This window comes from Shewanella sp. 11B5, assembly GCF_002836795.1.
Classification (GTDB): Bacteria; Pseudomonadota; Gammaproteobacteria; order Enterobacterales; family Shewanellaceae; genus Shewanella; species Shewanella frigidimarina.
On the sequence record NZ_PJAP01000520.1, the window covers coordinates 1 to 5,639 of the forward strand.

General features: G+C 45.7%; 3 protein-coding genes. All 3 read left to right on the forward strand.

What is annotated here, in order from left to right; translation table 11 throughout:
• The first annotated feature begins 242 nt into the window (after nt 1-242).
• Nucleotides 243-1,922 (forward strand): glucan biosynthesis protein G, encoded by a 1,680-nt coding sequence (locus CXF78_RS12245; RefSeq protein ID WP_102036944.1) that lies wholly within the window; start codon nt 243-245, stop codon nt 1,920-1,922.
• A gap of 11 nt (nt 1,923-1,933) precedes the next feature.
• On the forward strand, nt 1,934-4,117 hold the full coding sequence (gene mdoH, locus CXF78_RS12250) for a glucans biosynthesis glucosyltransferase MdoH (RefSeq protein WP_180957132.1): 2,184 nt from the start codon (nt 1,934-1,936) through the stop codon (nt 4,115-4,117).
• A 272-nt stretch (nt 4,118-4,389) separates the two neighbouring features.
• Nucleotides 4,390-5,639: MFS transporter (locus CXF78_RS12255; protein WP_180957131.1), on the forward strand; the 1,250-nt coding region annotated here is incomplete at its 3' end.

Here is a 5,639-nt window from a genome sequence, read left to right on the forward strand (position 1 = left end):
GATGGTCGTAAAATCAAACGAACAACACGGTCGTTTTTCATTCTCCTTGTGTGCTATTTGGATATATCAATAGATTAAAATGTTATAGGTGCTGGTGGATTTTATTGATGAATACTTGTGCAAAATTTTGGCGTTCTGATATCGTTCGCGAAATAGAGCATAGGGTTGTGTACCAAGACATTTTGCCGCAATAACCGCTCTGAAACTCGCATATTAACGCTGTATTTTTTAGGTAGCCTATTATGGTTAGCTTACTGAGTTGCCGTACTTCGGCCTCATCTCACACTGTAAAAAAAGCGCTAACGCGTTTGTCGTTAGCCATGGCCGCAGGGCTTTGTTTTAATCTTGCAGCACAAGAACCCACACCACCCATTATTACCCCCGCATCGCCTAGCGTAACCATACCGCTGCAAACTTATGCAGATGAACAAGCGATAGTGAAATCAGCTAATAACCTGAACACAGAAACCAAAGTGCGTTTTGCTAAAACGGCTAACTTTGACTCTGATACAGTGGTTAAAATTGCGCGTAAATTAGCGCAAAAACCGTATGTGGAACTTAAAGACCCATTACCGCCAGGGTTGGCTAAAATATCTTACGATGAATACCGCGATATTCGCTTTAAGCCAGAAGCTTCTATTTGGAAAGCCGAAGGTTTGCCATATCAAATGCAGCTCTTTCATCGGGGTTTTTATTTCCAAGACTTGATTGAAATTGCCTTAGTTGAAGGTAAGCAAGCCAGCCATTTAGCCTATAACTCAGAGTTTTTTACTGCAGGTGATGTGTTGAGTCAGCGTTTGCCGACCCAAGATATTGGCTATTCTGGTCTACGCATCCATTATCCACTCAATAATCCTGCATATTTTGACGAGCTTATGGTATTCCAAGGGGCGAGTTATTTCCGCGCTTTGGGTAAAGGCAGCGATTACGGCTTGTCTTCAAGAGGATTAGCATTAAATACCGCAGAACCGGAAGGCGAAGAGTTTCCAATATTTAGGGCATTTTGGGTTGAACGGCCAAACACCGACAGTAACTTAATCGTGGTGCATGCCTTGCTAGACAGCCCAAGCGTGGCAGGGGCATATCGATTTTCTGTAAGACCTGGCGAAAACACCCATATCGATGTGGAAGCGACGCTATTTCCACGCGTGGATTTAGTTAAAGTCGGTTTAGCACCTAGTACCAGTATGTTTTTACATTCAATGAATGGTCGTCAAAACACCGATGACTTTAGACCAGAAGTACATGATTCTGACGCGCTATTGATCTTAAATGGTCGCGGTGAGCGTTTATGGCGTCCGCTGGCTAATCCAAAGCAATTGCAAGTCAGTGCCTTTATGGACAACTCGCCACAAGGGTTTGGCTTAATTCAACGTGAACGTAGTTTTGATGCCTATCAAGATCTCGAAGCCCACTACGAGCGTCGCCCAAGTTTATGGGTAGAACCGGTCGGAAATTGGGGCGCGGGTGAGGTTGTGTTAACCGAAATTCCAACAGACTCTGAAATTCATGACAACATAGTTAGTTACTGGAAGCCTAAACAACCTATCGCAGCCGGTAGCGAGTTTCATTTTACTTATCGGTTAATTTGGGGCAGCGAGCCCGAAGTTGATGATGGCACTGTTATTGTGGCCCGTACCGCCAGTGGCCGCGCTGAAATCGCTAAAGCCACACCGAGACGTTTGTTTGTTATCGACTATCAAGTTAAAGAAGGCAATAACGATGAAATTCCGGTTGCCAAAGTGCAGAGTTCAGCAGGCGTTGTGACCAATGTGGTGGTGTCTCGTCAGCCTAAAACCAATGGCTACCGTTTGGCGTTTGAAATGGATCCACAAGATGCTGAATTGATCGAGCTACGTGCTGAGCTTAAGTTTACTGGCCCACGTGATGTCGAAACTTGGCTTTATCGTTGGACGCTTTAAGCATGAACATGATGCAGCCAGATGCTGACATTAGCACTGTCGACCCTACGTTGATCGGTGGTGCAGCCATGCCGCTAGAACGACCAAGCCCAATGGAAGCGCAAAGTTTACGTGCGTTGTCCGATGGTATGCCACGCAAGAGCATTATCGCCAATGGGGTAAAGTCAGACGGATTACGCCGTCTGTTAGTGGTTGGCAGCGCGTTTATAATGTCGGTCATGGCTATTTACGAGATGGTGTCGGTATTTAATGTCGGCGGCGTAACGCCACTTGAATACATCGTTTTAGTGTTGTTTGCGGTTAATTTTTGTTGGATTGCATTAGCATTTAGCGGCGGCATAGCCGGCTTTATTATGCTACTCAAAAAGCCTGCTACAGAAATCGCTGAAACTATAAAACTGCATACTCGCACCGCGATATTAATGCCGACTTATAACGAGTCACCCGATCGCGTTTTTGCTGCAGTTGAAGTGATGGCGATGGCATTGGTTGCATCCGGCGAAAGCCATGCGTTTGATTGGTTTATATTAAGCGACACTACCGACCCCGATATTGCGTTGGCAGAAGAGCAGGCATTTTTAATATTGCGTCACCAAGTGAGCAAAGATGCGCGGGTGTATTACCGCCGTCGTCGTAAAAATGATGCCCGTAAAGCCGGTAATGTGGCTGACTTTTGTAAACGCTGGGGTGCCCGATACGATCACTTATTGGTGCTAGACGCCGACAGCTTAATGGAAACCCATACTATCGTCAGTTTGGCGAGACGGATGCAGGCAGACCCTGACGCTGGGCTTATCCAAACCATTCCGTATTTAATTAATGGCAATACCTTAATGGCGCGACTACAGCAATTTGCTGCGCGTATTTATGGTCCGGTTATTGGTACAGGTTTATCTTGGTGGACCCACAAAGAAGGTAACTTTTGGGGTCACAATGCCATTATCCGCACCCAAGCTTTTATGAGCGCCGCAGGGTTACCCAACCTTGCAGGAAAACCGCCTTTTGGTGGCCATATAATGAGCCACGACTTTGTCGAAGCAGCCTTGATTCGACGTGCTGGTTGGAGCGTGGTCATTGCCGCAGACCTTCCAGGGTCTTATGAAGAATGCCCACCGTCTATTGTCGATTTAGCGGTGCGCGATCGTCGTTGGTGCCAAGGCAATTTACAACACTCACGGGTGTTGTTTAGTAAAGGATTACATTGGGTTAGCCGCTTACACTTACTCACAGGGATAATGGCTTATCTATCATCGCCATTTTGGTTAATGCTGATTTTGTCGGGCTTAATGCTGGCATTACAAGCACACTTTATTCGCCCAGAGTATTTTACCGACCAGTTTTCACTATTTCCCACTTGGCCAGTTATGGACTCAGACCGTGCACTACGGTTGTTTTATATCACCATGGGCATATTGTTTGGTCCTAAAATTCTTGGGATCATATTGTTACTGAAAAATAGCATCATGAGTAAGCAATTAGGTGGCAGAGGTAAAGCCATGATTAGCGTGGTAGTTGAAGTGATATTGTCGGCACTGATTGCGCCAATAATGATGCTTATCCACTGCGGTGCTGTGATGTCTATTTTAGCTGGACGCGACAGCGGTTGGGCGCCACAACGCCGTGATGACGGCAGCTTACCTTGGCTAACACTGATTTATCGTCATCGTTGGCACATGTTAATTGGTGCGTTATTAGGTTACGCCGCAGTGCTTGATTCGCTTACCTTATTGGCGTGGATGAGCCCCGCGTTAATTGGTTTATGGCTTGCTGTACCGCTTTCTGCCATGACAGGCTCAGAGCGATTTGGCTTATGGGTCAAGCGCCTGAAAATATTGGCAACACCGGAAGAGGTATGTGCGCCGAAGCTTAGCCTAGATTCACAACAACGCCGCAGCGAATACGTTAACGCGATTGCACAACCGTGGACCTTATCAAGGCTACTGCAAGACCCAGAGCTAATGGATTTACATTTAGCCATTATTGACAAAAAGCCACATCGTTTGCCTGGTTCAGCGGTTGAATCACTCGAAGCCATTACCCGAGTTAAAGTGCAAGAAGCGCAGTGCCAACACAACATTGTAAAGCTGTTTACCCGTCAAGAATTGGCGTATTTACTGGGTAATCCTTTATTACTAAAACAGTTACAAAAACTGCCAGAGCAATATGTCACCGAAGGTATCGTGTCCTTCTGTTAGGTGGGTTTAATTTGTTGTAGATGTGCAAAAGCCCTGTCGGTTTATATTGACAGGGCTTTTGTATTTAAGGGGCTTATACCAGCACAGTGCGCACTTATGCTTACAATCACAATAGTGGATTATGTGATCGCCATAGATTGTTAGCTGGGCACTTATCAGCCATAATTTTAAACACTGACGTTAATTTGAAACGTCAATTTGTGGCGTTAATCCGTGACGTAAACCCATAACCCTAATCAGTTACTTAGCAATGGCGTGCATTCATACATCTTATGGCTTTAGAACCTTCATCTAGCAGCAATAATCCTTGTTCGCGCAGTCGTGACAGACTGTCGTGGCTTCGATGTACCCTACGCCGTAGCCAACAAGAGGCGGTTGCATCGTCAACCATGACCGCCACCAGTGATAACTTTTTTAATGCTTATGCCATATTCTTAGGGGCTAGTTTAGGCCAAATGGGCTGGGTAACTGGCTTACCCCAGTTATTTGGCTCACTGGCGCAACTGTTGTCAGTATGGCTGGCGAGTCATTTCAGTCGTCGGCAATTTATAGTGGCATGTGCAGTGTTACAAGCCGTAGTTGTGTTAGGTATGGGCGCGTTAGCGGCATTTAGACCTGATAATGCAGTGTGGTTATTTATTGGCTTAGCGGTGTTGTATCAAGGTTTTATCAATCTTATTCAGCCGCATTGGCGTGCCTGGATGGGCATGATTGTACCGCAGCGCCGCCGAGGAGCCTTTTTTGCTTCACGTACTCGATTAACCATGATGGCCTCGCTAAGTGTGTTCTTTGTCGGCGGCGGTATTTTAACCTTAACCGACTCAATAGAAATGGCATGGTTGGGTTTTAGTTTACTGTTTTCGATTGCGGCAATGGGCCGGTTTACTTCAGCCTGGTTGTTACTGCAAATGCACGACCCCGAGCCTAGAATTGCCAAAGCGTCTGGGGTGTTTAAACAAACATTTGGTAATTTTCGTGAAGCCTGGAAAGACAAAACCTTTCGCCATTACAGTCTATTTGTCGCTGGTATGCAGTGCATGGTTGCCATATCGGCACCGTTTTTTGCGGTATACATGCTAGAGGATTTGCATTTTACCTATTTTGAATTTGTGCTTTCCAGCGTAGCGTCTATTGTTACGCAGTTTATTACTTTGCGATTTTGGGGCCGATTTAGCGACCTATACGGTAATAGGTTAGTGATGATCATCACCAGCTGCTTAATACCCAGTTTGCCGTTATTGTGGCTTTTTTCAGATAGTTTTATCTATATTTTAGCGATTCAGGCTTTTTCTGGTTTAGCTTGGAGCGGCTTTACCTTAAGCACGGCCAACTACCTTTACGACATTCGCCCATTTCGCAGTGACTTTGCAATTTATGCCGCATTACAGGCGGCATTGAGTGCCGGTTTTGTGTTTGTTGGTGCGATGGTGGGGGGCGTCATTGCCTCGTATGCAGCAGAGTTTTTAATCTGGACAGGTTTAAACGCTTGGTTAACCAACCCAATATTTTTGGTGTTTATGGT

Bases quoted from the DNA above. Each gene is read 5' to 3' on its own strand.
- CXF78_RS12245 (WP_102036944.1), top strand. From the start codon at position 243: ATGGTTAGCTTACTGAGTTGCCGTACTTCGGCCTCATCTCACACTGTA.
- mdoH (WP_180957132.1), top strand. From the start codon at position 1,934: ATGCAGCCAGATGCTGACATTAGCACTGTCGACCCTACGTTGATCGGT.